Annotated in this window: 1 protein-coding gene; it reads left to right on the forward strand. The window is 56.6% G+C overall.

Annotated features, from left to right (window positions below):
* On the forward strand, positions 1-1336 hold a 1336-nt coding region (locus tag KYN89_RS15290; RefSeq protein WP_346727250.1), incomplete at its 5' end, for a DUF6538 domain-containing protein.
* Positions 1337-1352 lie beyond the last annotated feature (16 nt).

Genomic DNA, 1352 nt, shown 5'->3' on the forward strand with positions numbered 1-1352 from the left:
TCACAGGAGGGGCTTTGGGGTAGCTCGTCGAGGAAGGATTTATCAATTCCGGATACGCGTCCCGTGCGATGTGCGAGGCGTCGTAGGACGGACGCATTTGTCACGCTCGCTAAGAACAGACTCGCTCACCGTCGCCAATCGTCTCGCCGCCAAGTGTGCCATTGAAGCTGCCGCCCATTTTGACGATGTCCGTCAAAGTCGTTCCGCGAACTTGCTCTACGATCTCGGTCACGGCGGTTCGATGTTTTCGTCGATAAGCTTCGAGGTGCTTTGTGACCTATACCTCGCGGACCCCACGTCCTCGCGAACCGAAAAAAGCCTTCACGCCTACAAGAGTGCGTTGTCGGTGCTGATCGAACTGATCGGGCCAAACACCGACGCACGAAGGATTGATCGTTCGATTTGCCGGGATGTGATGAACGTCTTGACCGTGCTTCCGACAAACGCGCGCAAACGATGGCCGTCGATGAAGCTTCGCGATGTCGCTCAGAAGGCTGTCGCCTCAGGAGAGCGACCAATGAGTCCGGCGAACGTCAACGAGTATATGAGCAAGCTCTCGACGGTGCTGAACTGGGGGATGAGGGAAGAGCACTGTTCCGCCAACCCCGCGAAGGGCTTGCGATTGCCGAAACAACAGGCTGCCAAAAATCGCCGCCACGCGTTTCGTCCAGAGCAGCTTAAGGCTATCTTCGCTGCGCCGCTCTACTCCGGCTGTGTTGACGATGAGCGAGGCTACGCAATCGCCGGTGACGCCCACCCTCGCCGGTCTCGCTTTTGGGTTCCACTGCTGAGCCTCTTCTGCGGTCTCCGATTAAACGAGGCATGCCAACTGCTCGTTGCCGATGCCCAAGTTCTCGGGGAAGTGCTTTGCCTCTCTATTTCAGCAAACGATGATCAAAAGTCGATCAAGACAGCGGCGAGCCAGCGAACAATTCCCGTTCATCCCGAACTCATCGAAATTGGCTTCGCATCACATGTGGCAGACGCGAGGGCGCGTGGAGACATCCGCCTTTTCAGCGAGATCAAACAGGATAGCTTCGGCATGCATTCGGGCCGATTCTCAAGGTGGTTTTCGCGCTTCCTTATTACCTGCGGGGCCGATGCTTCGAAGACCTGCTTCCACTCGTTCAGGCATTCATGGCGCGATGCCCTACGAAACGGTCGGGTGGACAGAGAGGTCGCACTAGCTTTGGGTGGATGGACGAACGCTTCCAGCTTCACCGCAGTTGGGGACACATATGGAGACGGATTTGATGCGACCATACTGTTCGAGGAAATCGCCAAAGTTCGCTTCCCCTTTCTCGATCTCTCTCACCTAAAGGGTTTGCGTGTGTGACGCTGCGCTTCACACG

The sequence above is a fragment of the Alteriqipengyuania abyssalis genome (assembly GCF_019857185.1).
Taxonomy (GTDB): Bacteria; Pseudomonadota; Alphaproteobacteria; order Sphingomonadales; family Sphingomonadaceae; genus Alteriqipengyuania; species Alteriqipengyuania abyssalis.